Source organism: Mesorhizobium sp. M5C.F.Ca.ET.164.01.1.1 (genome assembly GCF_004792125.1).
GTDB classification, from domain to species: domain Bacteria; phylum Pseudomonadota; class Alphaproteobacteria; order Rhizobiales; family Rhizobiaceae; genus Mesorhizobium; species Mesorhizobium wenxiniae.
This window is the reverse complement of record NZ_SRTG01000008.1, coordinates 39,926-66,731: the sequence shown is the minus strand read 5'-3', so window position 1 is coordinate 66,731 and position 26,806 is coordinate 39,926. Positions and strand designations below refer to the sequence as shown.

Annotated in this window: 27 protein-coding genes; 11 read left to right on the top strand and 16 right to left on the bottom strand. The window is 61.8% G+C overall.

Translation table 11 applies throughout. From position 1 onward, the window contains the following. Window positions 1–54 precede the first annotated feature (54 nt). The 5 genes from EN807_RS28570 to EN807_RS28545 all read right to left on the bottom strand — a co-directional run bounded on the left by EN807_RS28570 (window position 55) and on the right by EN807_RS28545 (window position 4,431). Window positions 55–633, bottom strand: a complete 579-nt coding sequence (locus EN807_RS28570; RefSeq protein ID WP_135937611.1) for an OsmC family protein — start codon at window positions 631–633, stop codon at window positions 55–57. Between the two features lie 680 nt (window positions 634–1,313). Continuing rightward, window positions 1,314–1,739 (bottom strand): globin family protein, encoded by a 426-nt coding sequence (locus EN807_RS28560; protein ID WP_135937609.1) that lies wholly within the window; start codon window positions 1,737–1,739, stop codon window positions 1,314–1,316. A 467-nt stretch (window positions 1,740–2,206) separates the two neighbouring features. Next, complete coding sequence (locus tag EN807_RS28555; protein WP_135937608.1) at window positions 2,207–2,815, bottom strand: transglutaminase-like cysteine peptidase; 609 nt, start codon at window positions 2,813–2,815, stop codon at window positions 2,207–2,209. 242 nt (window positions 2,816–3,057) lie between these two features. Then, window positions 3,058–3,675: a PilZ domain-containing protein gene (locus tag EN807_RS28550; protein WP_065008196.1), complete on the bottom strand. Its 618-nt coding sequence runs from the start codon at window positions 3,673–3,675 to the stop codon at window positions 3,058–3,060. Between the two features lie 117 nt (window positions 3,676–3,792). After that, window positions 3,793–4,431, bottom strand: coding sequence for a PAS domain-containing protein (locus EN807_RS28545; protein WP_135937607.1), 639 nt, complete (start codon window positions 4,429–4,431; stop codon window positions 3,793–3,795). Window positions 4,432–4,853: 422 nt separating this feature from the next. On the opposite strand from EN807_RS28545, the gene EN807_RS28540 reads away from it, so the two are divergent. Both EN807_RS28540 and EN807_RS28535 read left to right on the top strand, forming a co-directional pair. After that, window positions 4,854–5,609: a rhomboid family intramembrane serine protease gene (locus tag EN807_RS28540; RefSeq protein ID WP_135937606.1), complete on the top strand. Its 756-nt coding sequence runs from the start codon at window positions 4,854–4,856 to the stop codon at window positions 5,607–5,609. Between the two features lie 201 nt (window positions 5,610–5,810). After that, window positions 5,811–6,242 (top strand): CBS domain-containing protein, encoded by a 432-nt coding sequence (locus EN807_RS28535; protein WP_023798170.1) that lies wholly within the window; start codon window positions 5,811–5,813, stop codon window positions 6,240–6,242. Window positions 6,243–6,269: 27 nt separating this feature from the next. Here the strand turns inward: EN807_RS28535 and EN807_RS28530 are convergent, their stop codons facing one another. Further along, window positions 6,270–6,605 (bottom strand): DUF6455 family protein, encoded by a 336-nt coding sequence (locus EN807_RS28530; RefSeq protein ID WP_246684404.1) that lies wholly within the window; start codon window positions 6,603–6,605, stop codon window positions 6,270–6,272. A 138-nt stretch (window positions 6,606–6,743) separates the two neighbouring features. Here EN807_RS28530 and gatB point away from each other — a divergent pair, with 138 nt between their 5' ends. Genes gatB through EN807_RS28515 form a run of 3 tightly spaced genes read left to right on the top strand, consistent with a single transcriptional unit; the run spans window position 6,744 to window position 9,455 of the window. Further along, the gene (gatB, locus tag EN807_RS28525; protein WP_135937605.1) at window positions 6,744–8,243 is read left to right on the top strand and encodes an Asp-tRNA(Asn)/Glu-tRNA(Gln) amidotransferase subunit GatB; all 1,500 of its coding nucleotides are present in this window, start codon (window positions 6,744–6,746) and stop codon (window positions 8,241–8,243) included. A 4-nt stretch (window positions 8,244–8,247) separates the two neighbouring features. Next, on the top strand, window positions 8,248–8,943 hold the full coding sequence (locus tag EN807_RS28520) for a hypothetical protein (protein WP_135937604.1): 696 nt from the start codon (window positions 8,248–8,250) through the stop codon (window positions 8,941–8,943). Window positions 8,944–8,966: 23 nt separating this feature from the next. Continuing rightward, window positions 8,967–9,455: a GNAT family N-acetyltransferase gene (locus EN807_RS28515; RefSeq protein WP_135937603.1), complete on the top strand. Its 489-nt coding sequence runs from the start codon at window positions 8,967–8,969 to the stop codon at window positions 9,453–9,455. 66 nt (window positions 9,456–9,521) lie between these two features. Here EN807_RS28515 and EN807_RS28510 read toward each other — a convergent pair whose 3' ends face one another. After that, window positions 9,522–10,913 carry a glycosyltransferase family 39 protein gene (locus EN807_RS28510; protein WP_135937602.1) on the bottom strand — a complete coding sequence of 464 codons (1,392 nt, stop codon included), beginning with the start codon at window positions 10,911–10,913 and terminating at the stop codon, window positions 9,522–9,524. 583 nt (window positions 10,914–11,496) lie between these two features. Between EN807_RS28510 and EN807_RS28505 the strand changes: the two genes are divergently transcribed. After that, window positions 11,497–11,949, top strand: coding sequence for a phasin (locus EN807_RS28505; protein ID WP_135937601.1), 453 nt, complete (start codon window positions 11,497–11,499; stop codon window positions 11,947–11,949). Window positions 11,950–12,084: 135 nt separating this feature from the next. On the opposite strand, the gene panC is transcribed toward EN807_RS28505, so the two are convergent. Both panC and panB read right to left on the bottom strand, forming a co-directional pair. Beyond that, the gene (gene panC / locus EN807_RS28500; protein ID WP_135937600.1) at window positions 12,085–12,936 is read right to left on the bottom strand and encodes a pantoate--beta-alanine ligase; all 852 of its coding nucleotides are present in this window, start codon (window positions 12,934–12,936) and stop codon (window positions 12,085–12,087) included. Continuing rightward, the gene (panB, locus tag EN807_RS28495; protein ID WP_135937599.1) at window positions 12,933–13,775 is read right to left on the bottom strand and encodes a 3-methyl-2-oxobutanoate hydroxymethyltransferase; all 843 of its coding nucleotides are present in this window, start codon (window positions 13,773–13,775) and stop codon (window positions 12,933–12,935) included. The genes panC and panB overlap by 4 nt, the downstream gene beginning before the upstream one ends. A 231-nt stretch (window positions 13,776–14,006) precedes the next feature. Here panB and EN807_RS28490 point away from each other — a divergent pair, with 231 nt between their 5' ends. From EN807_RS28490 to EN807_RS28480, 3 genes are all read left to right on the top strand, one after another. Then, window positions 14,007–14,405: an NADH:ubiquinone oxidoreductase subunit NDUFA12 gene (locus tag EN807_RS28490; protein ID WP_127319583.1), complete on the top strand. Its 399-nt coding sequence runs from the start codon at window positions 14,007–14,009 to the stop codon at window positions 14,403–14,405. Between the two features lie 125 nt (window positions 14,406–14,530). Next, window positions 14,531–15,046 carry a DUF2155 domain-containing protein gene (locus EN807_RS28485; RefSeq protein WP_189522596.1) on the top strand — a complete coding sequence of 172 codons (516 nt, stop codon included), beginning with the start codon at window positions 14,531–14,533 and terminating at the stop codon, window positions 15,044–15,046. 104 nt (window positions 15,047–15,150) lie between these two features. Then, the gene (locus EN807_RS28480) at window positions 15,151–15,519 is read left to right on the top strand and encodes a hypothetical protein (protein WP_135937598.1); all 369 of its coding nucleotides are present in this window, start codon (window positions 15,151–15,153) and stop codon (window positions 15,517–15,519) included. Window positions 15,520–15,529: 10 nt separating this feature from the next. On the opposite strand, the gene aat is transcribed toward EN807_RS28480, so the two are convergent. The 6 genes from aat to EN807_RS28450 all read right to left on the bottom strand — a co-directional run bounded on the left by aat (window position 15,530) and on the right by EN807_RS28450 (window position 21,039). Beyond that, window positions 15,530–16,147 carry a leucyl/phenylalanyl-tRNA--protein transferase gene (aat, locus tag EN807_RS28475; RefSeq protein WP_027154458.1) on the bottom strand — a complete coding sequence of 206 codons (618 nt, stop codon included), beginning with the start codon at window positions 16,145–16,147 and terminating at the stop codon, window positions 15,530–15,532. A 29-nt stretch (window positions 16,148–16,176) separates the two neighbouring features. Continuing rightward, the gene (gene accC / locus EN807_RS28470; protein WP_135937597.1) at window positions 16,177–17,520 is read right to left on the bottom strand and encodes an acetyl-CoA carboxylase biotin carboxylase subunit; all 1,344 of its coding nucleotides are present in this window, start codon (window positions 17,518–17,520) and stop codon (window positions 16,177–16,179) included. A gap of 19 nt (window positions 17,521–17,539) precedes the next feature. Next, window positions 17,540–17,998: an acetyl-CoA carboxylase biotin carboxyl carrier protein gene (gene accB, locus EN807_RS28465; protein WP_029353815.1), complete on the bottom strand. Its 459-nt coding sequence runs from the start codon at window positions 17,996–17,998 to the stop codon at window positions 17,540–17,542. Between the two features lie 26 nt (window positions 17,999–18,024). Continuing rightward, window positions 18,025–18,459, bottom strand: a complete 435-nt coding sequence (gene aroQ, locus EN807_RS28460; RefSeq protein ID WP_127320274.1) for a type II 3-dehydroquinate dehydratase — start codon at window positions 18,457–18,459, stop codon at window positions 18,025–18,027. Window positions 18,460–18,765: 306 nt separating this feature from the next. Next, on the bottom strand, window positions 18,766–19,569 hold the full coding sequence (locus EN807_RS28455) for a DsbA family protein (protein ID WP_135937596.1): 804 nt from the start codon (window positions 19,567–19,569) through the stop codon (window positions 18,766–18,768). A 75-nt stretch (window positions 19,570–19,644) separates the two neighbouring features. Continuing rightward, complete coding sequence (locus tag EN807_RS28450) at window positions 19,645–21,039, bottom strand: M48 family metalloprotease (protein WP_127320270.1); 1,395 nt, start codon at window positions 21,037–21,039, stop codon at window positions 19,645–19,647. 146 nt (window positions 21,040–21,185) lie between these two features. Here EN807_RS28450 and EN807_RS28445 point away from each other — a divergent pair, with 146 nt between their 5' ends. Both EN807_RS28445 and EN807_RS28440 read left to right on the top strand, forming a co-directional pair. After that, window positions 21,186–22,334, top strand: coding sequence for an aminotransferase class I/II-fold pyridoxal phosphate-dependent enzyme (locus tag EN807_RS28445; protein ID WP_135937595.1), 1,149 nt, complete (start codon window positions 21,186–21,188; stop codon window positions 22,332–22,334). A 4-nt stretch (window positions 22,335–22,338) separates the two neighbouring features. After that, a complete protein-coding gene (locus tag EN807_RS28440; RefSeq protein ID WP_135937594.1) occupies window positions 22,339–23,268 on the top strand; it encodes a glutaminase in 930 nt (309 codons plus the stop codon). Window positions 23,269–23,361: 93 nt separating this feature from the next. Here the strand turns inward: EN807_RS28440 and EN807_RS28435 are convergent, their stop codons facing one another. Beyond that, window positions 23,362–26,358 (bottom strand): ribonuclease E/G, encoded by a 2,997-nt coding sequence (locus EN807_RS28435; RefSeq protein ID WP_135937593.1) that lies wholly within the window; start codon window positions 26,356–26,358, stop codon window positions 23,362–23,364. Window positions 26,359–26,806: the final 448 nt, after the last annotated feature.

The window sequence follows — 26,806 nt, the reverse complement described above, 5'->3', positions numbered from 1 at the left end:
CAGTTTTGGAGGGCGACGGTTCAGACACCCGTCCGAACCGCCTTTCCGGGTGGATCACTGGATGGTTTTGACACCGACCGAAACGGAAACACCGTTCGTCAGCACGTCGAAGACCGCGGACCGTGCCCGTGCCTGCTCGACCAGTTGCTGGAGCTTCTCGGACGGCGCATCGCCCTCGATTTCGAACGCCACCGTGATGTTCCGAAAGCCGTTGCGGACCTCGTCGGAAATCCCGAGGATGCCGCGCAGATCGATGTCGCCATCGACCGAGCACTGCACCTTGGTCAGCTTGATGCCGCGCGCCGCGGCGATGTTGGCGACGCCCGCCATCAGGCAGCTGGCGAGCGCATGCAGCAGCCATTCGACCGGGGTGGGGCCGTGATCGGCGCCGCACAGCACGGCCGGGTGGTCGCTGTCGGCGTAATAGGCTTTGGCATGCTTCTGTTCCTGGCCGGCGCCGTGGAAGCCGAGCATGACGCTCTTGCTGTGGGTGCCTTCGACCCACTCGTTGTGGGCGCGGAACTGGAACTTGGCCAGTTCAGGCTGGCCGGCGACAAAGTTGATCGTTGCCAGAAGGTTCGGCGTGTCGACGCCGTTCAACGGTGGCCTTGAGGCCTTGGTGGTGTGTTGCATCGTCTTCTCCAAGTGAATAGTGCGGCGAATTTGCCGGACCGCTTCCTTGTGACGGCGCTGCGTTTGAACGAGGGTGGTTGCGTTCGTGGAATTTGCCATGGAATTGCTTGATCCACATACTTCCACGCTACGAAACGATCTGCGAGACGTGGGCCTTGTTCAAAGCGCCAAAACCCCGGCGAGGTGATCGCCAGGGACTGCGCGGTTGAGTAATTCTTGTGTTGAAGGCCTGGCCCGACTTCGGGGCAACCTCTCGCGCCCGTCGAGCCGAGCCTGTTCAGCAGGCCGGGTCAATGTGGATCAGCATCATTTCGCGTTCAAGCGACCGCGTTGAGCGCTGTTGGCAATTGTAAACCGCAGGGACGTGACGTGATCGATCTCTGAGCGGCCGATGCCCATGTCGTTGAGCAGATGGTCGGGCATTGAATGTAGCGCGACTCGCGACGCGACCATTCGCGCCGTCGATTAGAGGAGGTTGCGATAAGACCAGGGGAGTGAGCGTTTGGGCCTCCGTCGAATTATGGTCGAATTCGAGGGAATGGATCCGTTAAACTGCGTATGCAACCACGGGAATCGACAGCCACTGTCAATCCCGGCCGCCGGGCTGGGCCACGGGCGCGTTTGGTGTCAAAGCGCGAACATCGCTAACTTAAGTGCCGATTGTTCCGGCATCGGATGCCTCACGCTGCGAGCTGATCCTCGCGGGCAGCCGCGATCATCACACTTGCGAGCAACGCATAGGCTGCCTCCCAAGCCTCGCGGACCGCCGGCGTGAAGGCCGTGCCGAGGCCGGCCGCCATCGTGTCGATGAGCGCTTGCCCGACAATCGGGTAATGATGCTCCTTGAAACCGCAGGCCACATGACGCTTGGCGAGCTCGCGTACGGTCGGAAGGACGGTGTTGGCACGATCCAGTCCGCGCACGACGGAGCCCAGGCTCGCCATCAGCTCTGCGCCTTGCTTGGGCATGTCGCTCGCCAGAAACAGTGCGCGAAGATCCGAGTCGATCGCGAACAGGCGTTCATAGAACAGAGCCGCGGCTGCCACGCGTATCGGGAGGACCTCGTGGAAACTATCCTGGACAAGTCGAATCTGGTCGGGTGTCATTGGCGACGCTCCTGCGCTTCTGGCCTGCGTGCGGCTCGACCATCCGCCCAAAACGTTTCGCATGCATGTCGCCCAGCGCGTCGATGTGTTTCAGTTGTGTCTCAAGTGGGTTTCTTTGCGCTCAGTTGTATCCAGATTCCTTCTGTGTCCTGAGGGTGCCCGGAAACCTCTCAGTGTGACCAAGCGTCTAGGAAACATTCCCGAACAGTCTGATCACAGATCACTTGAATTTTCATCGCCTGGTAGCTCATGGCCGAAGCTTATTGCGCCGCTGAATTTGTCGCAATCGGACCAATGTCCGCACCGGTCATCTCCCGCCATTCCCAACGCGCAAGTCGGATTGTCATCACCAGAAGCCCGGTGCCGCTTGAAAAGGTGGAGCCGGCCCGGGGACGGGGCCGGCTCCTAAAACCCGGTCGTTGGGGACGGGGAGTGTGGGGACTCGACCGGGTTTTTGCGTCGCGTCCTTAGCGGACGCTGGCGACCGCGTCGGAGCGGCCGTCGTTGATCATTACCCAAGCGCCCGAATTCTGGCTCGATTGGCGCTTCAGGTAGGTATAGTCGGTAGCGGTCCAGGACAGCACCCTGGTTTCCAGATTGTCGAGGATGAACTCTCCAAGGCTGGTGCGCACGGTCAGCACCGCGTGGCCGTCTCCGTTCGGCTGGCGCGCAACCGTCATCAGCAGGTCGCCGGCCGGAACGCCGATGCTCATCAACGCGCGGCGCTTTTCCAGCGCATAGTCCTCGCAGTCGCCGAAGCCGCTGTTGGGATAGGACCAGACTTCTTCTTTGCCCCACAGTTCCATATCGGTGCGTGGCGCGATCTTGCTGTTGACCGAATTGTTGATGCTCACGATCTTCGCCCACAGCTTGCGGGTCAGCTCGATCGGCGCCTGCTTCGGCGTCCGCTGATTGCATTCCTGCGGAATCTTCTGACAGAACTCGTAATGGCCGACCGGCTGTGTGGTGCGGCTGCCGGTGTGCATGAAGGCAGGTCCCGCTGCATACGCCGTTCCCCAGGCGGTAAGCTGCATCGCCATTGCCAAGAGCAACAGCTTGCCCCTCGTCTTCTTCATCGTCCAGTCTCCCCGTTTGAGGAGACAATGACACGATTGGATTTATTCGACGCAAAGGCTCGAAGTAGACATTAAGTAAAACCCCTATAGAATAAACATAAAATTTGAATCATTCCAGTACAAAATTGTTGAGGGCGTTCTCGCGGAGCCGTATCGGCCGGCGCGGCGCCTTGGCGCGGCATCGGGGCAACAAAAAACCGGCCGAAATGGGCCGGTTCGATTGCGGTAAACTGTGTTGTTTGTCAGGTGCCGGGTGCGTTGAATTCGGAATCGAGTGTTTCGGGCCGCTGGATGACCGCGAACTCGATGGCGACGCCGTCCTCGAAATGGCGCACCACCTGGCCGCGCATCGTGCCGAGCATGACCTGGATGCCGATTGCCGGCTTGACGTCGATCTCGACCGCGGCGCCCGAAAGCGACAGGTCGATAATGCGGCACTGGTACTGGCGCCCATCACTGAGCTGAAGCACGCTGGTCGGATTGCGCGGCGCCACACGTTCGTGACGACGATCTTCCGGCAGATCGAGCTCGTGCTTGTTGGCGAGCCAGGTCAACTGCGCGGCAAGCTTGTCCTTCTTGCGTTCCGAGGCGATGACCGTCATCGCGAAACCATCCTGCAGGATGCGGGTGACGACGCCTTCGATGCGGCCGATGTGATCGATATAGGCGATGACTTTCTCGCCCGGCATGCCGATGCGCTCGGTGCGAAGCGCTACATTGCCCGGCGACATATCGACCACCTGGCACGGATGTTCGGTGCGATCCTCCAGCATGAAGCGTCCGTAGATTTTCACGCGAACGCGCTGAAAGTTACGCCTTTCAGCTCGGGACGGTGCGGTGTCGACCGCCGCTGACCTCATGACTGCCTACACCCCGTCTGGCATTCCACGCGTTGATGCGAGGAACTTCGTCAGAAAGCTACAGCGAAGCGGGTTAACAAAGGGGAAAGCCTGACACCGCTACTTTAGGGTTTTAGATTATTCCCCGCGCCCGCCGTCGAACACGACCAGATGGCGGATGCGGCGCGCCGGGCCGAGCGCCGAAATCGTCTGGGGCGGATCGAGTTCCGGCGGGACAAGCGAGGGAACGTCGATGGCCAGCCGGTTCTTGGCGAATATCGGTTCCTTCTCCGGATCGACGACCCTGATCGAATCGATCAGGGCGTCGGCGATCGGGTCCGCGCCCAGCCAGAAGGGTTTTTCAGCGGCGCTTATCACGCCGAGGCAGCGCGGATTTTCGACGCCGCCGTCGAGCGGCAGGGCGAGCAGCTCGAACTTGCTGGAACGGTCGGTGCGGCTGAAACCTTCATAGGTGATGAGCAATACGGATTTCTGATCGAAGACGCCGTGGATCAGTTTCGAGATAAGCCGCTGGTCCTTCTCGCGCCATAGAGAGGGGAAGGAAAACCCCTTGAGTTCACGGCCATAGACCGCGCAAAGCCTGGTGCCGGCGAGCCGGAATACCGCTTCGCCGCGCGTATCCTTTTCCAGGATGAATGTGTCGGCCAGCAGCGACTTAATGTCGGCTGGCTCGACTTCCGAACGCTTTGGGGCAGGGCGCCCGTCACGCAGCCGGTTCCAATAATGGAACAGCGTGATCGATCCGTTCTGGTTCATGTTATGCTGCTCCGCGCAATCTGTCGTCTGATGTCCCATCGGTGAACAGAAGGGCGCCCTCCGAGGACCTACATGCGTTGCGCAGCAGGATGCGTGCCAGCATCGTTAACACTTGTTCACGGGTCGGGGTCGTTAAGGTTAACAAGTGGTTTACGTTGCGCCCCGCCCACGCCCGTGGCACGCTAAAACCACTCCAAAAGCGGTCGTTTCGCAGCGATCGGCAGCAGTTCAGTCAAGAGTTTGGGGGAGCACGGGGGCTCGACCAGCCGTTCAAGGGCAACCTTGGACGGCTTCTTTTTGATTCGCGCCAATTTTGATTCGCCCCGGTTTTGAATTGCGGTGGGGCGATTCGCCCTTTGTGAATCGGGTGACCGTGATCTACATGCTCGCGAAGTCGAATCCAGCGACTGAGTGCGAGCCATATGAGCGAACCAAGCCCATCAGAAATCGAACAGCGCGAGGGCGGACCTGTCGGCCGCGAGCCGGAGCGCCGTCGCGAGCCGGTATTCAACATGCCGCCGGTTGTGCTGGCGGTGATCGGCATCTGCGTCGTCGTTCATCTGATCCGGCTCTACTGGCTCACCGAGGACCAGGATTTCTCCCTGCTGATCCGGACCGCCTTCATTCCGATCCGCTATTCTGGTCGCTTCGACCTCGATTTCTACGCGTTTTCGACCCCCTTCACTTATGCCTTCCTGCATGGTGGCTTTGCTCATCTTGCCGTCAACATGGTGTGGCTGGCGGCTTTCGGCTCACCGCTGGCGAACCGCTTCGGCGCGCTTCGTTTCAGTCTGTTCTTCGCGGCGACGGGGCTGGCGGCGGTGGTGCTGTTCTGGGCCGTGCATCCGCTCGGCCTGGCGCCGCTGGTCGGCGCATCGGGGGCGATTTCCGGCATGATGGGGGCCGCCGCCCGCTTTGGCTTCCGCACGGACCGCTCGTCCGGCAAAGCCGCCTTCGCCGGCGCGCCGCTGCCGATGGCGGCGGTGTTCCGCTCGCGCGGCGTTGTGACTTTTCTTGCCATCTGGATGGTGATCAATCTCGCCACCGGCCTCGTTGCCTTCGCGCCCGGCATCGACAGCCAGATCGCCTGGGAGGCGCATATTGGCGGTTTCGTCGCGGGCTTCTTCGGCCTGCGCGCTTTCGATCGACGGCAGCAGCCGGATGAGTTCACGGCTTAAGCATCGCCGCACTTGAAATGCAATCGATCGCGGCGCACGATGTTCACTACAGCGCCGCGCGTCCTCTTGGACGCGCAAAGGACGCTGTAGAACTTTGATTTGCGCATGATCCTTCCGAAAATCGAGGCCGATTTTCGGGGTCATGCGCAGAAGGAAAGCCGGTCAGGGCAGGAACCGGCAAGTAAAACTGAGGAGGACGCCGTGACTGTTAAGGCAATTCTCGAGCAGAAAGGCCATGACGTGTTGACGCTCGGGCCGAACGAAAAACTGAGCGAGGCCATTCGCATCCTGGCCGAACACAGGATCGGTGCGCTGGTCATCACCAATGGCGATCATAAGATCGTCGGTATTCTTTCCGAGCGCGACGTCGTGCGGGTCCTCGCCAGGGAAGGAGCCGCCGCACTGGATATCGCGGTGCGTTCGGCAATGACGCCCAAGGTGAAGATCTGTAATGAGAACCACACCGTCAACGAGGTCATGGAGATCATGACCAGTGGCCGTTTCCGCCATCTGCCGGTGGAAAAGGACGGCCTGCTCGACGGCATCGTGTCCATAGGTGATGTGGTCAAGCGGCGCATCGAGGATGTCGAGCGCGAGGCCGCGGAGATCAGGGCCTACATCGCGACGGCGTGACCGCCCACCTGTTCAGCCGTCCGTTCTCTAGCGCAGGCCGGCCGCATGTTGCAGCCGTGCGATCAGGTCACGGTTGCGGCAATAGTCCGGCGGATCGTTCGGTTGCTCGTTTTCGTCGATCCAAATCGCGCATTCGTCCTGGTGGCCGCACGAACGGCAGCGGTCGACGGCGCGACGGGTGACGGCTTCGTGGTCGGGTACGGTTTTCAATTGCCGGTCGACGCCCAACTTCTGCATCATGCGACCCATCAATGCGGTTCTGGCGTCGACTGAAATCAAATAGTCGAGAAAACTCATGTCGGTCACTCCTGCCTCATAGCAATCATTGCCGTGTTGGCAACCGACGACATTGATCTCGGTCAATAGGGGGATCACGGTCAACAGCGGGGATCTCGGTCAACAGGGGCTCCCTTGCCAGCTCCGGCCGATTGATCTAGCGAACGCTTGATTTTGTCGACCGACAACGCCAGACAAACGTGAACAACAATTATCCGGATCGCCATGACCCTCATCGACACCCGCACGCCCGACGCCAAACGCCTGATATCAGGTGCCACCGGCGACTGGGAAATCATCGTCGGCCTCGAGGTGCACGCGCAGGTGACCTCGCAAGCAAAGCTGTTCTCCGGCGCCTCGACGGCTTTCGGCGCGCCGCCAAACGCCAATGTCAGCCTCGTCGATGCGGCGATGCCGGGCATGCTGCCGGTCATCAACGAGGAATGCGTCAAGCAGGCGATCCGTACCGGCCTCGGGCTGAAGGCCGAGATCAACCACAAGTCGGTCTTCGACCGGAAGAACTATTTTTATCCCGATTTGCCGCAGGGCTATCAGATCTCGCAGTTCAAGCAGCCGATCGTCGGCGAGGGCAAGGTGATCGTCTCGGTCGGCCCGGACCGGCAGGGCGAATTCGAGGACATCGAGGTCGGCATCGAGCGCCTGCATCTGGAGCAGGATGCCGGCAAGTCGATGCACGACCAGCATGCGACGATGTCATATGTCGACCTCAACCGCTCCGGCGTGGCGTTGATGGAGATCGTCTCCAAGCCCGACATGCGCTCCGCCGACGAGGCCAAGGCCTATGTCACCAAGCTGCGCACCATCGTGCGCTATCTCGGCACTTGCGACGGCAACATGGACGAAGGCTCGTTGCGCGCCGACGTCAACGTCTCGGTGCGCCGGCCCGGCGGCGAATTCGGCACGCGCTGCGAGATCAAGAACGTCAACTCCATCCGCTTCATCGGCCAGGCCATCGACTACGAGGCGCGCCGCCAGATCGCCATCCTCGAGGATGGCGGCAAAATCGACCAGGAAACGCGGCTGTTCGACCCCAACAAGGGCGAGACGCGCTCGATGCGTTCCAAGGAAGAAGCGCACGACTACCGCTATTTCCCGGATCCCGATCTTCTGCCGCTGGAATTCGACCAGGCCTATGTCGATGCGTTGGCAAAGGATCTGCCTGAACTGCCCGACGCCAAGAAGGCGCGGCTGATCTCCTCGCTTGGCCTGTCGCCCTACGACGCCTCGATCCTGGTGTCGGAAAAGGCGGTCGCCGACTATTTCGAGAAGGTGGCCGCTGGTCGCGACGGCAAGCTCGCCGCCAATTGGGTCATCAACGATCTGCTGGGCGCGTTGAACAGAGCCGGCAAAGGTATTGAAAATGCTCCGGTTTCGCCCGATCAGCTCGGCGCGGTCATCGACCTGATCACGGAGGGCACCATCTCCGGCAAGATCGCCAAGGATCTGTTCGAGATCGTCTGGAACGAAGGCGGCGATCCGCGCCAGTTGGTCGAAAGCCGTGCCATGAAGCAGGTCACCGACAGCGGCGCCATCGAAAAGGCGGTCGACGAGGTGATATCAGCCAATCCGGACAAGGTCGAGCAGGCGCGGGCCAAGCCGACCATGGCCGGCTGGTTCGTCGGCCAGGTGATGAAGGCGACGGGCGGCAAGGCCAACCCGCAAGCGGTCAACGACCTCGTCAAGACCAAGCTCGGGATTGAATAGGGCTATGAACGCAAGACCACGGCCGCGCAATCAGGCAGGTGTCTCGTCGGCGCTGCTGATCGCAGGTGCCGTGCTGACTTTCGTCGGAACGCTGCTGCATCCGATGCATGAGGACCCGAATGATGCGCTTCGCGCCTTCGGTGAGTATTCCGCCGACCACAATTGGTTGTTTAGTCACATGGCCCAACTTGCCGGTGTCGTGGCGATGGTCGCCGGCATGCTTTTGATCATTGGCCGTCTGTTCGACGGTCCGGCGCGGGGCTCTGCTCTGCTCACCATCGTATTTGGCGCGGCGTCGCTTGCGGCTGCGGCGGCTTTGCAGGCAGTCGACGGCATCGCACTGAAGGCCATGGTCAACGCATGGGCCATGGCTGACGATGCGGCAAAGGCATCGCTGTTCAACGCTGCCTTTGCGGTGCGGCAGATCGAAATCGGCTTTGCCGCGGTGAGTGCCGCGCTGCTCGGCCTGACCGTCCTGCTCGCCAGCATCGCGTTGCAACAGGCGAAGCACTGTCCAGTCTGGATGTCGTTGCTCGGCAGAGCAGGGGCTGTTGGCGTCCTGATTGGCGGCGTCGCCACGGCGGCAACAGGTTTCTCCGATATCGCCATGGCGGCCAACATGCCGGGCAGCCTGGTGCTCCTCATCTGGGTCGTGCTGCTCGCCGTGATCGATCTCAAACGCAAACCTGTCGAAGCATAGGCGAGCCGTCAGCGAGAAAACCGATGTTCGTCCGCACTGCCAGCGAACGCGATCTGGTTGCCATCCGGGCGCTGCTGGTCGAAACGTGGCATGCCACCTATGACGCCATCTATGGCGCTGCCAAAGTCACCGAGATCACTGACGAATGGCATTCGATCGCCTCGCTCAAGGCGCGGCTGACACGGCCGAACACCGAATTCCTGGTCGCAGACGACGGCAGGCGCATCGGCGGCATGGCTTTCTCCGCAGCCACCACGGATGCGAAGATCGTCATGCTGAACCAGCTTTACGTGCATCCGACCTGCCAGAGGCAAGGGATCGGCCAGGCGCTGCTGGAAGAGGTCGAGGCCAGCTTTCCGGAGGCGCGGACGCTGCGTGTCGAAGTGGAAGAGGCAAACGCTCCGGCCGTCGCCTTCTATCGCTCGAAAGGGTTTTTGCCCGCCGGCAACACCGCCGACTGTGGCGGCGGTTCAGGGCTGCCGGCGCTGATTTTCGAGAAGACGATCGGATAGATTTGCCTGCCCGGATATGTCGCAGTCAGTTGCGTTTTACGGGCTGCGCGGTCGGTTGCCGCGCCCTCAATGTTGTCCCTTGAGGACGACAAGATAGCCTCGTTCGACGTGAAGGCGGAAAGCGATTTGCTCCGACGTCCCAGTGTCCTTGGATTTGTCGATGACATAGCCGCCAGGATGCGAGCGAAGCCATTCCTCGGGATTGTCGGTGCTTTCGAACGGCTTTTGCAGCCGGGCAAGGAAGCCGACCTCGTCCTGGTAGTCGAAGGCGACAGCCCAGTCGGCATTCTTTCGCTCGTCGATGAAGTTGGCCAGCGGCATGAGATCTTCGCGTCTGAAAGCTGTCGCTGACGCTGCTGCATGACCGATGCCGAAAATTGCGAGCAGGACGAAGGCCGAGTTTCTGAGCTTCGCGAGGGGAATCTCCGCCATGAAATACCCGAACAGGATGGTCGCAAATGGCAGCATCGGCACCAGATAGTGAGGTTGCTTGCCGGATATCGCGCTGAAAACCAGTAAAACCGCGACGAACGAGAATGACAGCAGGCGCAGTGCGCGCAGGTCCGGCGATCTCGTGTCGATCAGGCCACGTATCCGGGCGGCCAGCTTCAGCCGCCACACTTCGGGTATGAAGATCCACGGTACAAGCATGATCGGCAGCAGCACGACATAGAAATAGAACGGCCGGCCATGGGAGTTGTGCAGGTTGCCGGTGACACGCCCTGCCGACTGGTTCCAGACAAGATCGTAGACGAAGTTGCCCTTTGTCTGGATGGTCGCCGGCACCAGCCAGATCGCCACCGGGATCAATGCGGCGAAAATTGCCAAACCCGCCCCGCCGAAGAATTTCGGCGTCGCCAGCCCGGCCTGCCGGTCGCGCCAGAATGGATAGAGCAGGATGGGGGCGCCGACATGGATGAGCACCACCGGGCCTTTCGTCAAAACACCCAGTCCAATGAACAATCCCGCCAGCACGGCGTGCCTGCCGTTTTTGGCAAAGGCAAGCAACGACAAAAGCGCGGCGAGCACGAAGACCGTCAGCAGCATGTCGAACAGGATCAGCGTCGAATAAATCACGAAGATTGTGCTTCCGGCGACGAGCCAAGGGATACGGCTTGCGATGTCGTCGCGCCTGGGAAAGAGGGTTTTTGTCAGACGCGTCGTCAGCCAGATGACGAGCGACGACGCGACGAAGATGACGAGCATCGCGGCAACCCGGCTTGCGCCGAAAATGTCCCAGGCCAGGTCGATAAGCCAGAACAGCAGCGGCGGCTTTTGCAGATAGGGCGCGAAATTCATCGTCGGAACGAAGATCTGTCCGCTCAGATACATCTCCCAGGTGACGCTGAGATATCGCGTTTCATCGACAGGCAGGAGCGGCCGGAAGACGACCGCGATGCAGGTCAATGCGAGCAGGAACAGATAGGGGAGCAGCCGCTCGACATGTGCCGGTATCAAGTTTGGGATCCGCGCCAGGAAACGTTCTCATTCCAGCCGAGCATCGATGCTGCGCTCCTGGAGCGCGCAGGACCGCACCATGATTTTGGCCGAATTGTAGCCGAGCCGGCCTGGTAGCCCGGATTCTGAAGATGTCATCCACAAAGGCTAAAAAATATGCAGATTGGAATTAGTGACAGTGCACTTTTTGCCCTGTTTGCTCGGCTGTGCTGGCCGGTGGGCAGCGAAGCACTTCTGGATCGGAGCCGAGCAAACCGAAAAAGCCGTGAAACCCGGAAAACGCGGCAGGCGGGGAAAAGAAAAGGTGCACTGTCACCGTAATTCGTAATTCGCGGGGCGAAGCGTGTATCGGACAGGCGCGCTTGAGGCGGGCCACTGTTTTGCAATACTTGCCTGAATACTTTCTCAGCTGTCGTCCGCAAAACACGCCCGGTAAGAACTCAGCAGTGGCTAACGCTGAGGCAAAAAAGGCATGGTGCGACGCACAAAAATATTGCAATGCACTGCAGATGCCGTAACGTCAGGCTGCTAGATGAACGAGACGGCTTTTCTACAAGGTCGCCCACCGCAAAGGATGGAAACTATGACCAAGACCGCTGATAAAACTGCTGAAATCATCGAGAACGCAGGAGTCCCGACCGCGGCCACCGATCAGTTCCGCGCTGTCGCCGAAAAGGGCGTCGAGCAGTCGAAAGAAGCCTTATCGAAATTGGCGACCGGCGCCGAGGCGACCCAAAAGGCGCTTGAGTCATCCTTCGAGACAGCCAGGACCGCTGGCAATGAGCTGTCGCTGAAGACGATCGCCGCGCTTCGCGCAAATGTTGAGGCCAGCTTTTCTCACCTCGAAGCCCTGGTTGCCGTGAAATCGCCCTCCGAGTTCATCGAACTGCAGACTGCCTTCCTGCGCAAGCAGGTGGAAAAGACCGTCGAGCAGGGCAAGGAGTTTCAGGCTGCGGCGACGAAAGCCGCCGAAGACGTATCCAAGCCGATCAAGGATGTCTACGAGAAGGCGATGAAGGATCTCAAGGTCGCCTGATTGGCCTAATGCACGTCGCGCAAAAGCACGCCCTCGGGCTTGAACCGAGGGTGCGAAGCGGTTTTGCGATAACGACATGCATAAAAACAAGAACTTAAAGCGCGTCGCAATGAATCCATCCAAACGCGATGCGCTTTAGGCCGAGGGAACTTCCACATTGTCGATGAGCCGGGTCTTGCCCAGCCAGGCGGCTGCGAGCAGGCGTCCGTCACGGTTTCTCCGCCATGGGGCGAGCGTCAGGCTCTCGCGCGCCGCGACATAATCGACTTTGTCGAAGCCAGCCTTGACGAGCGCGCGGCTGGCCCCGGCGGTCGCGCTGCCTGCATCCTCGCCTGCCGCTAGTGCCGCCGCCGTCCGGCGCAATATGGCGTTGAGCTGGCGCGCCACCTCCAGATCGGCTTCGCTCAGATACGCATTGCGTGAGGACATGGCGAGGCCATGTGCGTCGCGTACCGTTGGCGCGCCGATGATTTCCACCGGCAGATCGAGGTCGCGGCAGAGCTGCCTGACGACGCAAAGCTGCTGGTAGTCCTTTTCACCGAAGACTGCACAGTCGGGCGACGCCTGCAGGAAGAGCTTTGCCACGACCGTCGCGACGCCGTCGAAGAAGGTCGGACGGAAATCCGATTCCAGCCCGGCGGCTGGCCCGCCGACCGAGATCCTTGTGGCGAAGCCAGCCGGATACATCTCCGCCACACCAGGGGTGAAAGCGAGCTGGGCGCCGGCCTCGGCCAGCCGGTCGAGGTCGCGGGCGAGTTGGCGCGGATATTTGTCGAGGTCTTCGCTCGGCGCGAACTGCGTCGGGTTGACGAAGATCGAGACAACGCAGCGATCGGCCTTTTCGAGTGCGATCCCGATCAGCGAGACATGGCCGTCATGCAGCGCACCCATGGTCGGCACCATGGCAACGCTGAGGCCATCACGACGCCAGTCGCGGATTTGCGCGCGAAGGGCGGCGACGCTGTCGACGACGAGAGGCCGGCTCATGCTTCACTCTTGTCGGCTGCGGTCGAAAAGACGTGGTTCGGGCCGGGGAATGTCCGGCTTCGCACCTCCGCTGCATAGCTGGCTGCCGCCTGCGATATGACGCTGCGCAGGTCGGCATATTGCTTGACGAATTTCGGCACGCGGTCGACGGTCAGGCCGACCATATCGTCGATGACCAGGATCTGGCCGTCGCAGTCTCCGCTGGCGCCGATGCCGATGGTTGGAATGGAAATGTGCCGAGTGAGGTCGGCGGCGACGGTCTCGACGGTGCCTTCGATGACCACCGAAAACGCGCCGGCCTTCTCGACCGCGTCGGCGTCGCGATAAAGCGCCGCCACATTCTCCTCGGTACGGCCCTTGATCCTGTAGCCGCCGTCGCTTTCCACCGATTGCGGCTGCAAGCCGATATGTCCCATGACCGGAATGCCGGCAGCGACGATCGCCGCGATCTGCCGGGCAACTGTAACGCCGCCCTCCAGCTTGACGGCCTGGCAACCGGTTTCGTTGACGATCCGCCGAGCCGAGGCGACGGCTTGGCGCGGCGTTGCCTCATAGCTTCCGGCCGGCATGTCGACCGCCACGCAGGCCCTGGCCGAACCCCGCATCACCGCTTGTCCATGGGCGATCATCATCTCCAGCGAAGCGCCCAGCGTGGTCTTGTGGCCATGGAGAACCATGGCGACGCTGTCGCCGACCAGAAGCAGGTCGACATGATCGTCGAGCAGGCGAGCGACGGGATAGGTGTAGGCGGTGAGGCAGACGACCGGCACGCCGCCCTTGCGCAGGCGAATGGAGCTGGCACTGATCCGCAGCTCAGGGTCGGATGAATCCGGGGCCATCTTTACCTCCCTCAACCGTCAATCAGACTGGACACCTGCATGGACGCGCAGAGCTTTAGAAAGACCGGGCAGCCTTGGCAAGGCATGCTTCGACCGCCGCGAAAGGCCCGCCGGGTTTGCATCGGTTTTCTGACAGCCATTTGCGCGGCGCTTGCGGCAAAACCCTTGCCTTAGCGATGGCCTGACGCCATAAGCAGGCAACAGGCGCCGCAGCCACCGCGAGGACTTTGGATGAAGACTTTCCTTCTGCAGTTTTTCACCTGGTGGAACAGCCAGACGCTGGGCACGCGCTTCCACACCTGGCGGCATGGCAAGAAAGTAGGGCAGGACGAGGCTGGCAACGTCTACTACGAGGGTGGTGTCGATTCGGAAGGCCGCACCCGCCGCTGGGTCATCTATCGCGACTATTCGGAAGCCTCGATGATTCCGCCCGGCTGGCATGGCTGGATGCATCACCGCGTCGATATCGCGCCGCCGAGCGACAATTATAAGCCACGCGACTGGCAGAAGCCGCATCAGCCGAACCTCACCGGAAGTGCCGCCGCCTATCGCCCCAAGGGCTCCGTGCTCACCAACCAGCACCGGCCGCAGGTGACGGGCGATTACGACGCCTGGACGCCGGGTTCGTAACCGCTCGTCGCGGCGGATCGGTCCTTTATCGCCACAATTGGCGTTTAGCTGCTTGCCGATCTGACAGCAGCGACTAGCCTTGGGCGCGACAGAATCACCCCGGGCGCAAACCACCGGACCCTTGCATGAGCATTTTCAGCCGAATCTCGATGGGCGGACTGACGGTGGCCGCCGCCGCTTTTGCGGCTTTTAGCATGGCCGCCGCACAGACGCTTGAGGCGCCAGTGGACCCGGCGGCGCCGGAGGTGCCGGTGGAACCGGAGGCGACAGTGGCGCCGGCGGCACCTGCGGCACCAGAACGCATCACCAATCCCGTCGCCGAATTCGCCGGCATCGACAAGATCACCGGCCGCATCATCACCTTCGATGTTTATATCGACGAGACGGTGCAGTTCGGTGCCTTGCAGGTGACGCCGCGCATCTGCTATTCGCGGCCGCAAACCGAAGAGCCGAAGACCGATTCCTTCGTCGAGGTCGACGAGATCACGCTGGATCGCAAAATCCGCCGCATCTTCACCGGCTGGATGTTTGCCGAAAGCCCCGGCCTCAACGCCGTCGAGCACGCGGTCTACGATGTCTGGCTGAAGGGCTGCAAGCAGAAGTCGGAGGTGCCGGCACCCGACGCTGCTAAATCCAATTAGAGCGCCGGGCGCGCGGGATCCCCTGTTCGGGATCACATACTGAGCTTCCGGAACCGCCTTATTCTCCGTGCGTTGGTCATGGCTGGCGGTACGGAGATGTTCCCATGATGGCCAACAAAGACGAACTCCTCGACCTCGAAAGAGGGTTCTGGACCGGCGACGCTGCCTATTTTAAAGCCAATGCCGACACCGAATGCCTGGTGGCTTTCCCGCAGATGGCGCAAACGATGAGTAACGCCGATCTGGCCGAAACCGCGACGGATCCGAACCGCTGGCGCGATCTCGATATCGATCTCAAGGGCATCATCGAGCCGGGCAGCGACATCGTCGTGCTGACCTACGAGGCCCATGCCACTCGCGAGAATGGCGAGCCTTATGCGGCGCTGGTCAGCACCGGCTATGTCCATCGCGTCAATGGCTGGAAGATGATGTTCCACGCGCAGACGCCTCTTGACCCTGCCGCAAAAAACTAACCTGGGCAAATCACGGGAAAAAGACCGCTTCGCCCTTCAGCGCGTCAGCCAGCATCTTTTCATACTTGCCCCTCGGCACGTCGACCGCGCCGAAACGTTTGAGGTGCTCCGTGGTGAACTGCGTGTCGAGCAGCGCAAAGCGCCGTTCCTTCAGGCGCTCGACCAGATGCACCAGACAGACCTTCGACGCGTCCGTTTCCCGGGCGAACATGCTTTCACCGAAGAACACCCGGCCGAGCGACACGCCGTATAGGCCGCCAACCAGCCGACCCTCGCGCCAGGCTTCGACCGAATGGCAATGGCCCATCCGGTGGAGTTCGACATAAGCCTCGCGGATCGGCGCGTTGATCCAGGTCGACCGGCGTTCTTCGCGCCTTTCGGCGCAGCCATCGATGGTCGCCTCGAAGTCGAAATCGAAACGGATGTCGAACAGATTTTTCCGGATCGCCTTCCTCAAGCTTTTGGGCGTGTGAAAACCATCGAGAGGGATGATGCCGCGCGTCTCCGGCCGCACCCAGAACACTTCGGGATCGGTGGCGCTTTCGGCCATCGGAAAGACGCCCGAGGCATAGGCCTTGAGCAACAGGTCGGTCGGGATGCGATAGCCTGGCGCGTAGGGACGGGTCATCGCCACATTATATTCTACAAGTTCACGACCTAATCCTCTTTGGCCAGATATTTTTCCAGCCAGTGGATGTCATACTCGCCATTGGCGATATCGGCATTACCGACGAGATCGCGAAACAGCGGCAGCGTCGTCTTGATGCCGTCGACGACGAATTCGTCGAGCGCCCGCCGCAGCCGCATCATGCATTCGACGCGATTGCGGCCGTGCACGATCAGCTTGCCGATCAGGCTGTCGTAGTAAGGCGGGATCTTGTAGCCGGAATAGACGCCGGAATCGACGCGGATGCCAAGGCCGCCCGGCGTGTGGAAGTGGGTGATCGTTCCGGGCGAGGGGGTGAAGGTGCGTGGATCCTCGGCATTGATGCGGCATTCGATGGCGTGGCCCTGAAAGCGGATATCTTCCTGGCGCACCGAAAGCCCGCCGCCCGAAGCGACGCGGATCTGCTCATGCACGAGGTCGATACCGGTGATCGCTTCCGTCACCGGGTGCTCGACCTGCAGGCGGGTGTTCATTTCGATGAAATAGAACCCGCCGTTCTCATAGAGGAATTCGATGGTACCGGCACCGGAGTAGCCGAGATCGGCGATCGCCCTGGCACAGACGCCGCCGATATGCGCGCGCTCTTCGGCATTGAGCGCCGGCGAGGGCGCCTCTTCCCAGACCTTCTGGTGACGGCGCTGCAGCGAACAGTCGCGTTCGCCGAAATGCACCCCGCGGCCGGCACCGTCGCCGAACACCTGGACCTCGATGTGGCGCGGCTTTTCGAGATACTTCTCGATATAGACGGCGTCGTCGCCAAAAGCGGCCCCGGCTTCCGAGCGCGCCGTCTGCAGCGCGACGACAAGATCGGCTTCGCTGCGCGCCACCTTCATGCCACGTCCGCCGCCGCCGGCCGACGCCTTGATGATCACGGGATAGCCGATCTCGGCGGCGATGCGTCTGGCCTCCTTTTCCTCGCTGACCGCGCCGTCGGAGCCGGGCACCACCGGAATGCCAAGACGCTTTGCGGTGCGCTTGGCCTCGATCTTGTCGCCCATGATGCGGATGTGATCGCCGGACGGGCCGATGAAGGTGATGTTGTGCGCGGCGAGGATATCGGCGAATTTGGCGTTCTCCGACAGGAAGCCGTAGCCCGGATGCACAGCGTCGGCGCCGGTGATCTCGCAGGCCGCGACGATCTGGTGGATGTTGAGATAGCTGTCGCGCGACGGCGGCGGACCGATGCAGACGCTCTCGTCGGCAAGCCGCACATGCATGGCGTCGGCGTCGGCGGTCGAATGCACCACCACCGTCTGGATGCCGAGTTCCTTGCAGGCGCGCAGCACCCTCAGAGCGATTTCGCCGCGATTGGCGATGAGAATTTTCTGGAACATTTTGCGGCTGTTCCCGGCTCTACTCGATCACGACGAGCGGCATGCCATATTCGACCGGCTGCGCATCCTCGAACAGGATCGCCGTCACCGTGCCGGCGCGGGGCGAGGGGATCTGGTTCATCGTCTTCATCGCCTCGATGATCAGCAGCGTCTGGCCTTCCTTGACCTGCTGGCCGACCTCGATGAACGCCTTGGCGTCGGGCGACGGCGCCAGATAGGCGGTGCCGACCATGGGCGAGGCCACCGCATTCTTGGATACGTCGGCCGCTGCCGGGGCGGCTGCGGCAGCCGGCTGCGCTGCCGGCGGCGCATAGGCGGGCTGCGGTGCGGCGACCGCATGGACGGCCGGCGCCTGTCGCGACACGCGCACCTTCAAGTCGCCCAGCTCGACCTCGATCTCGGTGAGGTTGGTGTCGTTCAGTATGCCCGCCAGATCGCGGATAAGCTGCTGGTCAACACCATTCTTCTTTATCGACATTTTCGAGCCTTCTGTTTGTTGGCCAGTCATAGGCGTGCGGCCAGCGCCTGCAGCGCCAGTGTATAGCCGAGCGGCCCGAACCCGCAGATCATGCCGACGGCCACCGGCGAGACCATGGAGACGTGGCGGAATGGTTCCCGCGCATGGATGTTGGAAAGATGAACTTCGGCGACGGGTAATGGCGCGACGGAGCGGATGGCGTCGTGAATGGCAATCGAGGTGTGGCTGTAGGCACCCGGATTGATGACGATGCCAACAGCCTTGTCGGCGGCTTCCTGTATCCAGTCGACGAGGTCGCCCTCATGGTTCGATTGACGGAAATCGATCTCGAGCCCAAGTGCCGCACCTGCCTGCTTGCAATCGTCGGCGATCGCGGCAAGCGTCTTGCCGCCATAGATGCCCGGCTCGCGCTTGCCGAGCGCGTTGAGGTTGGGACCGTTCAGGATGAAAACCGTTTTCAAAATGCCGACCTTTCCCAGTGTGATTTTGAATCCGAAATTCGCAATACCTTGGAGCAGCGCTTTGAACGAATTTCGGATTCAAAGCCACACTGGCAATTTATACATTTCTGATGTGGTGGATTTGAAGTTCCTGAACGCTGATGCCACCAAAGTAGCAGGAACTTCAAATCCACCACATCAGCGCCGGCATCAGTCGGCGCGCCGGTCCTCTATAATGGGCTTAGACGCCTGCGAAAAGAGCGCAAGTGGGTTGTTTCGCTGTCCACAACAGGCGCAAAATGGCTTGCGCCGAAAGCCATCGGGCGATCAGAGTGCGGCCTTGGCCGCCTCGATCTTCTCCGCCAGCACTTCCTGGCCGAGCGCCCCGAACACCACCTCGTTGCCGACCACATAGGAGGGCGTTCCGGTGATGGCCAGCTTGTTGGCAAGGTCAAAGGTCTTGGAGAGGGCCTCGGCGATCGACGGTTCCTTCATCTTCTCGCGCAGCGTCGCTTCGTCGGCGCCGAGCGAAAGCGCTACCTTGATGGCCGCCGCTTCGGTGGCGCGTCCCTGGCCGCCGAGCAGCGCGTTGTGGAACTCGCCGTATTTCTCCGGCATCATCAGGTGGAAGGCCATCGAGACGACGCTCGCCTTCTGCGAATCCGGGCCGAGGATCGGGAACTCCTTGAGCACGAAGCGCAGGTCCGAATCGGCTGTCGTCAGCGTCTGCATGTCCTCCATGGCGCGTTTGCAGTAGCCGCAATTGTAATCGTAGAACTCGACGATGGTGACCTTGCCGTTCGGATTGCCGACGACGCCGTCGAAGGCCGAGTTGAAGATCTGGTCCTTGGCATTTTTGATGATGGCGAGACTGGCGACGCGCTGCGCCTCCTTCTGCTTGGCCTCGAGCGCTTCCTGAGCCTCCAGCAGCACTTCCGGGTTCTTCAGGAGATAGTCGCGGATGATGCCTTCGACTTCGGCCCGGTCGATCTTGGTGTCGGCGGGCGCCGCCTGGGCGATCTGCACGGCATCGGCCTTTGCCGTCTGCGGACTTCCGGTCACGAACCCGAAACCCAGCATGGCGAGAGCGACCGCCACTCCCGTGGCGCCCAGCAGAATTGCCTTGTTCATCATCCCTAATCCTCTTGCCTGGTTCCGGCCCGACCCGATTGGTCCACTACATGTCGCCGCGCACGGCCGGAAGGTTCACTTTTTCTTGCCTGATGGTGCGTAGTTTATGATGTCCTGCGCGCGGATCCAGCCCGGCTCGCCGCGCTTCATTTTCATCTGCGCGCGCATTGCGAAGATCTTGGCATCCTTGTAGGCGCCGGAATAGAAATGGCCTTCGGCGGTTGCAAGATCCGCGGCCGGGATGTTGCCGAGTTCGCCATAGGCCTGCGCCAGATGGCGGTAACCGACGGCGTTTTCCCGGTCGCGCCCGAGGCCCTTGTTGATCTGCACCACTGCTTTCTCCAGGGAATCGGGCGTGCCGATTGCCATCAGCGCCTGGCCGTAGGAGACCGACAGCAACCCGGATCGTGCCGGATCGAGGCTGACCGCCTTGGCATAGGCTTCGGCGGCAGCCTTCGGTCTGTTCGCCTTCATCAGGATGTCGCCGCGCAATTCCTGGAAATAGGGGTTTTTCGGCTGTGCCTTGATCAGCGCGTTGGTCTTGGCGAGCGCCCCGGCAAGATCGCCGAAAAGGTAGCTCGTCTGCGCGTCGCCATATTGCGAGGCGAGGCTGTCCGGGTTCTTGCGCATCAGCCGCGATGCGGCGGCCTTGCCCCCCATATAGGCGGCGATCTTGATGCGCATCATGTCGTGCCGCTGCTGCAGTGCCGGCGGATCGACCTTCTCGACATAAGGGCTCTGCTTGACCAGCACTTCGAGATTGGCAATGCGCTCCCGCGGCAGCGGATGGCTGATCCGGTAGGGGTCGACCTGCGCCCCTGACAGCGAGAGCGCGCTCTGAAAGCGGCCGAAGGTCTTCAGCATGCCCAGGCCGGACTGGCCGGTCGCGTTGAGATAGGTTACCGCCGAGCGGTCGGCGGTCATCTCTTCGGTGCGCTGATAGGCGAGGATGCTGCGCTGCGCCATCTCGCCGCCGCCGGCTGCAACCCCCATGCCGGCGCCGGCGAGGCCACGGCTCTTGGTGGTGGCGCCGGCAACGATGGCACCTGCGCCAAGCAGCGTCGCGATGATGGCCATCGTCTTGGCGCGTTCGAGCTGGTTGCGCAATTTTTGCTGGTGCCCGCCGGCAATGTGGCCGGCTTCATGGGCGATGACGCCGATGATCTCGTTGGGCGTCTCCGCCGACATTAGGGCGCCGGTGTTGATGAACATGCGGGATCCGGCAACGAAGGCGTTGAAACTCTGGTCGTTGACCAGCACGATGTCGACGCCGTCTTCCGGCAGGCCCGCGGCACGGAAGATCGGCCGCGCATAATCGCGCACCAGCGCTTCGATCTCGGCATCGCGCACCACCGGCACGTTTTGCGCGAAGGCGCTGACCGTGCCGGTCACAGCGACGGTCGCGGCAAGCGAAAGCGTCGCGAAGGCGCGCGCTGCCCTGGCTATCGTCGATTTGGGTCGATTCAACATGGCAGGTCCACTGGTAGACGAGCAGGCGGAGGATGAAAAGTCGGCACTGAAACTTTACCGAACTTGTGATCCTCACATCAATCGGGCATTTGTGCGGCGCGCGACGCCAAAGCTCGGCGCCGGCAGCCGGCAAGGAATGAGGTCAAATGGTTGTATCGCTTTCGCGTCGCGGCGACGTCGAGCCGTTCCACGCCATGGACATTCTGGCGGAAGCGAATCGGCTGAAGGCAAAGGGCGTGCCGGTTGTTTCCATGGCCGTTGGCCAGCCGTCCGACCCGGCGCCGACCGGGGTCAGGCAAGCGGCGACGAACGCATTGAAGATGGGGCGCATCGGCTACACCGATGCATTGGGTCTTGCGGGCCTGCGCGAGGCGATCGCGCAGCACTATGCTGACCACTACGGGCTTGCCGTTTCACCCGGCCGGATCGCCGTCACCACCGGATCGTCGGCCGCCTTCAACCTGGCCTTTCTGGCGATGTTCGATCCAGACGATCGTGTCGCCATCGCCGCGCCCGGCTATCCGGCCTATCGCAACATCATGGCCGCGCTCGGCATCGAGATCGTCGAGATCGAGCTCAATGGTGATGCCTATCTCCACGCCGAACATCTGAAGGCCGCGCATCGCGAAAAGAAGCTGAAGGGCGTGTTGTTCGCCAGTCCGGCCAATCCGACCGGCGCGGTTATCCCCGCCGACGAGCTGTCGGCGCTGGTGACGACGGCGCAAGAGCTCGGTATCGCCGTGATCTCCGACGAGATCTACCACCGGCTGGCTTACGCTGCGCCGGACACGACGGCGCTCGCCTACGGCCCTGACGTGACGGTGATCAATTCCTTCTCGAAATATTACTGCATGACCGGTTGGCGCATCGGCTGGATGGTGCTGCCGCAACCATTGGTGCGGCCGGTCGAGCGCATCGCCCAGAGTCTCTACATCTCACCGCCGGAACTGTCCCAAATTGCCGCGATCGAGGCGTTCAAGGCGACCGGCGAATTGGAGGCGGTGAAGGCGCGCTACGCCTGGAACCGCGAGCTTTTGGTGAAACGCCTGCCCGAACTCGGCTTTGCGCTGGCGGCACCGATGGACGGGGCGTTCTACGCCTTCTGCGATGTCACCAGGCACACCAACGACAGCATGGCCTTTGCGCGCAAGATGCTGGCCGAGGCGCATGTTGCGGCGACGCCCGGCCGCGATTTCGATCCGCTTCAAGGCCATCGAACCATGCGCTTTTCCTACGCCGGCAGCCACGATGAGATGGTCGAGGCGATGATGCGCCTCGAACGCTGGCTGAAGTAGCGCCATGCCGGAACTCGAACAGGCTTTGACCGAAATTGCCGCCGAAATGGCGGAGCGCACGGATCGCGGCGAAGTCGCGACCTACATTCCGCAACTCGGCAAAATCAATCCGAAAAAGTTCGGTATTGCCGCGGTGACCAATGACGGTCGCGTGCTGATGGCGGGCGACGCCGATGAGCCGTTTTCGATCCAGAGCATTTCGAAGGTGTTCACGCTGACATTGGCGCTCGGCAATGTCGGCGACGCGCTGTGGCAGCGTGTCGGGCGCGAGCCTTCGGGCAACCCGTTCAACTCGATCGTCCAGCTCGAGCATGAGAACGGCATTCCGCGCAATCCGTTCATCAATGCCGGCGCCATCGTCATTTCCGACATTCTGCTCGCCGGCCACCAGCCGCGCGAGGCGATCGGCGAAATCCTGCGCTTCATCCAGTTCCTGGCCGACGACGAGACCATCATCATCGACCGCGAAGTCGCTGCTTCGGAACGCGCCACCGGTTTTCGTAATTTGGCGCTTGCCAACTACATGAAATCCTTCGGCAATCTCAACCACGCGCCGGACCTCGTATTGGGCGTCTATTTCCACCATTGCGCCATCGCGATGAGCTGCCGGCAACTGGCGTTGGCCGGTCGCTTCCTCACCAATGGCGGCAAGAACCCGGCGACCGGCCATTCCGTGGTGTCAGCCGAGCGCGCCCGCCGCATCGGCGCGATGATGCTGACCTGCGGCCACTATGACGGCTCAGGCGATTTCGCCTTTCGCGTGGGCATTCCCGGCAAGAGCGGCGTCGGCGGCGGCATTCTGGCGATCGTGCCGGGCGTGGCCTCGCTCGCCGTCTGGTCGCCCGGCCTCAACGCCAACGGCAATTCCAGGCTGGGGTCGATTGCGCTGGAAAGACTGGCGAAGATGATGAACTGGTCGGTCTTCTCGCCATAAAGCTTGTGGCGCTTCAGATAAGAAAATCCCGCGCTGTCGACAAGACAGCGCGGGATTCTTTGGTCAAAAGATCAGGCTAAGCCACCGAAAAGCTTAGAAGAAGCCTTTCCGCTGCCACCATCCGGCACGCTTCGGCTTTTCCTCGGTCTTTTCCTCTTCGGCAACGGTCGAGGACACGATCGGCTCAACCGGAGCATCTACCGGGACGGGCTTGCGCCGCGATGGGCGGACCTTCGGTTTTTCATCGACGGCGGCCACGGCTGTTTCCTCCAAAACAGGTGCGGGAGCCTCGGCGACGATTTCCGGCTCGGCAACCGGCGTCTCGGCGACGACGTCCGCCGCAGCCTTCTTTGGCTTGGCGGCGCGGCGCGGCTTCTTCGGCTTTTCGGCGCTCGGCATGTCGTCATTGGCCGGAGCAAGGTCCACAGGCTCTTCGACCGGCGTTGCTGCTGCCGGCTCGCTGGAGACGGTTACGCCCTCCAAGACTTCGCCTTGGGGGCCGTCAGCCGATTCTGCAGTGCCTGCATCGACCTCGCCTTCGCCGTCTTCACGGCGATTGCGCTTGCCGCCGCGCTTGCCGCGCCGGCGCTTCTTGCCCTGACCTTCATCCGGCGCCCGACCTTCATCAGGCTCTCGACCGTCATCCGACGCTTCCACCGCCTCGGTGACGCCGACCTGGTCCTCGTGGTCTGCTTCAGCGCCTTCATCGCTTGAGGCTTCGGAGACGCCATCGGCTGTGGCCGAGAGGGACGCGCCTTCCACGGGGGCGCCATGCTCGCGGTCGCGATCCTTGCCGCCGCGCCGTCTGCGGCGCTTGCGGCGCTTGCGGTCGCGGCCTTCGCCATCCTCGCTTGGCCTTGGCTGCTGCGGCTGCTGAGCTTGGCGCGGTTGCTCCGCCGGTGCAACGGCCGCGTCTTCCTCCTCCTCAATGACGATTTCGTCGGCGGGCTCTTCCGGCTCGACATAGGCGGGCAAGGTGCGCACCTCGACGAAGCCTTCAGGCTTTTCAGCCAGCGCGCCGCGGAAGATCGCATAGTGCTGGGCGCCGACCGTGTCGTCGGCTTCGACGGTGATCGTCAGGCCGAAGCGGCTTTCGAGTTCCACCAGCGTGCCGCGCTTGTGGTTGAGCACATAGAGCGCGGTCGCCGCCGGCGTCCGCACCGTGATGTGGCTGCGCGAATCCTTGAGCAGGAATTCCTCGATCGCGCGCACAACCATCAGCGCGACAGACGAATCGGACCGCACATGGCCGGTGCCGCCGCAATGCGGGCAAGGCTTCATCGTCGATTCCAGCACACTGGCACGGATGCGCTGGCGCGACATCTCCATCAGGCCGAAATGCGAGATGCGGCCGACCTGGATGCGGGCGCGATCGTTCTTGAGGTGATCCTTCAGCCGCTTCTCGACAGAGCGGTTGTTGCGGTTCTCCTCCATGTCGATGAAGTCGATGACGATCAGACCGGCAAGATCGCGCAGCCTCAGCTGCCGTGCGACTTCCTCGGCCGCTTCCAGGTTGGTGTGAAGTGCTGTGTCCTCGATCGAGTGCTCCTTGGTGGAGCGGCCCGAATTGACGTCGATGGCGACCAGCGCTTCGGTCTGGTTGATGATGATATAGCCGCCGCTCTTCAGCGTCACCTGCGGCTGCAGCATGCGGTCGAGCTGCGCCTCGATGCCATTGCGCACGAAGATCGGCGTCGTGTCGCGGAACGGCTGCACGACCTTGGCGTGGCTCGGCATCAGCATGCGCATGAAGTCCTTGGCCTCGCGATAGCCCTCTTCGCCGGAGACCAGGATCTCGTCGATGTCCTTGTTGTAGAGGTCGCGCACCGAGCGCTTGATCAGGCTGCCTTCTTCGTAGACCAGGGCAGGGGCCGTGGACTGCAGCGTCAGATTGCGGACGTTTTCCCAAAGCCGCATCAGATATTCGTAGTCGCGCTTGATCTCGGCTTTGGTACGGCTTTCGCCGGCTGTGCGCAGGATGACGCCCATGCCCTGCGGCACTTCGAGATCGGCGACGACCTCCTTCAGCCGCTTGCGGTCCTGCGCGTTGGTGATCTTGCGCGAGATGCCGCCGCCGCGCGCCGTGTTCGGCATCAGCACCGAATAGCGGCCGGCAAGCGACAGGTAGGTGGTGAGCGCTGCGCCCTTGTTGCCGCGCTCTTCCTTCACGACCTGCACCAGGAGAATCTGGCGGCGCTTGATCACTTCCTGGATCTTGTACTGGCGGCGCACCGGCTTGCGGCGGTTGCGCGCTTCTTCCAGCGCATCCTCGGCGCCGACCGATTCGACCTCATGGTCCTCCGGATGCGAGGACTGCACCTCTTCCAGCATGCCGCGATCATTGTCGGTGGACGTGGCTTCGCCGGCCGTCTCCGCCTGCCGCACGGCTTCGGAAATCACATCCGCTTCGATGCTCGCGGCGATGGAATTTGGACCGCCTTCGGAAGGCCCAGTCTCATTATGGCTCGTCTCGCTATGGCTCGCCTCGTCATGGCTCGTCTCATTACGACTCGCGTCAACATGACCGGCGACATCCTCGCTATGTTCCGAAGTACCGGTCGGCGTGTCGACATTTTCGGAAACGGCATCGGCGTTATCCGCGACCGCATGCTCGCCGTGTTCGCCGCCCTCATTGGAACCGCTGTCATTGGACTCGACAGAATCGTCAGAATCGGCCGCACCTGCATCACGCTTGTGCTCGCCCCGGTCGCGGCTCTTGCCGCCGCGCCGGCGTCCGCGCCGCCCGCGATCGCGGCTCTGGCGGTCGTCGCCCTCGCCATCCTCATCGTCCTCGTCTTCAGCCTCCTGCGCTTCTGCGCGCAGCAGCGCCTGACGGTCGGCGACCGGAATCTGGTAGTAGTCGGGATGAATTTCACTGAAGGCGAGGAAACCGTGACGGTTGCCGCCATATTCGACAAAGGCTGCCTGAAGCGAGGGTTCGACGCGCGTTACGCGGGCGAGGTAGATATTTCCTTTGAGCTGCTTCTTGTCCTGGGATTCAAAGTCGAATTCTTCAATACGGTTACCGCGAACGACGACAACACGTGTTTCCTCCGGGTGGGAGGCGTCTATCAGCATCTTGTTGGGCATTATTTCGTTTCCCCCCGGCAGCCGTCAGCCGCAGCTTGCGGGGCAACGCCCGCCGCTGTGAGTGTGGATGAACATGGGTGCCGGGCAATTGAATGTCCGCCGGCCGCTGCCTGAGCGCCATGGCGGTGCCGCCCGCAGCCATAATGGCGCGGTTTGCTGCGGACCTTTCCATGATTGCGCTTGAAGCCATCGTAACCAGCAGAACCTTTTTGAACCAAAGCCCGGGAAAACCGGACCAGCTTGTTTGCTCATACAGAGCCGGCGCGGGACAATCCCGGCCGTTTTCCTCACGCAGGCGCTTCCCCCGCCACGGGCTCGCACCTGCGAAATTCGTCGCGATCACCTGATACCTTTTCGCCTGAAGCGAAAGGAGCCGTCGTTCATCTGAGCTGTAGCAGGAAGCTGCGGAGAAGGACGGTTCCAGGATTGCAGTGATCCAGCATCGCTT